The sequence below is a fragment of the Bacillus sp. P4_D3 genome (assembly GCF_056401855.1).
In genome coordinates this window covers 1-1,132 of the sequence record NZ_JBFUIN010000893.1, presented here as the reverse complement: position 1 = coordinate 1,132, position 1,132 = coordinate 1, and the positions used below count along the sequence as shown (strand labels likewise).

The 1,132-nt window shown below is 36.1% G+C and carries 1 protein-coding gene; it reads left to right on the top strand.

The features are described 5' to 3' along the window. Positions 1–150: 150 nt before the first annotated feature. Entirely contained in the window at positions 151–648 is a 498-nt protein-coding gene (locus AC1DTM_RS27730) for a DinB family protein (RefSeq protein ID WP_002109976.1), read from the top strand. Positions 649–1,132: the final 484 nt, after the last annotated feature.

The following is a 1,132-nucleotide window of genomic DNA, read 5'->3' as shown; positions in this document are numbered from 1 at the left end:
GTTAAGAAGTCAGTAATTCTTGTTATTTTTGCCTTATTTTGTTTTCTCTTAATAGTCGTAAATCTTCTATAATATATTTAGTGCATATAAAAGAGACGGAACCATAAAATCAGCAAATTAGAAAATAAAACAGGATGGGAGTCAGTTATTATGGAACAATCAAATAAAGCGTTTAGCGAGGCATTAGTAAAATCGTTAAGAGGAGAACGAGGACATCTTCCCATCAAGAATGCTTTGTCGGATATAGACGTGGCGCTTGCGGGAAAACGCAGAGAGGAACTGCCTTATTCTATTTATCAATTAGTGAAACACATGACCTACTGGCAAGATTTTCTCTTATTATCCGCTCAGGGGAAGAAGCCTGCATTGCCTGCCCATGTAAAAGAGAGCTGGCCTGAAGAAAAATGTCCTGGCAGTGAGGAAGAGTGGCAACAGATTATTCAGTATTTTCTTCAGGGGATTGAACAGGCATGCGCGATTGCCCAAACCGTTCAATTGGACAAAACATTGGAGGAATGGCCTGGTGAAACCCCGGGCGGTGTTCTACGCAATATTGCATCTCACAACTCCTACCATTTAGGAGAAATTGTGCTGATTCGCAGATTATTTAGTGCTTGGCCACCGCCAACAGGCGGATATCCGGTCTAAACAAAGAAAGGGTTCCAACCCATGCCCATTAACTTAAGATTTTGAATTACCCCCAAAACGAAATTTTTACCACTTTACAGTTATTTATGAGAATTAAATTCATTTTTTTCATTACTGGGGAACAAACATTTTTTTAACTTGATGGAGAGAGAGTACAAAAACACAAATTTCATCTCCGAAAAAAATAAAAAAACGATTGCTTGGATCCTAAGAGGCAATCGTTTTTTCTTTTTAAGCTGTTTGTAATGAACAATTACAATGAAATCGTGACATTCTGTTGAATACTTTTTCGTTTTCAAATAAAATAAACTAATAAAAATTTTTAATTTTCAATTTGTAATTCGATAAATTTCATGTTAATATAGCGAAGGCTATGAAATATCTGTCGCCATCCATGCTTATTTTTCGGAATATTCACTCCTCGAAAAGCGTAATTATTCTAAAATTTGCATCATCTGTTACCTATACAAGGGCTACTTTCAAT

What these genes read in the sequence shown, in the direction of transcription:
- AC1DTM_RS27730 (WP_002109976.1), top strand. Translation starts at nt 151, where the DNA reads ATGGAACAATCAAATAAAGCGTTTAGCGAGGCATTAGTAAAATCGTTA.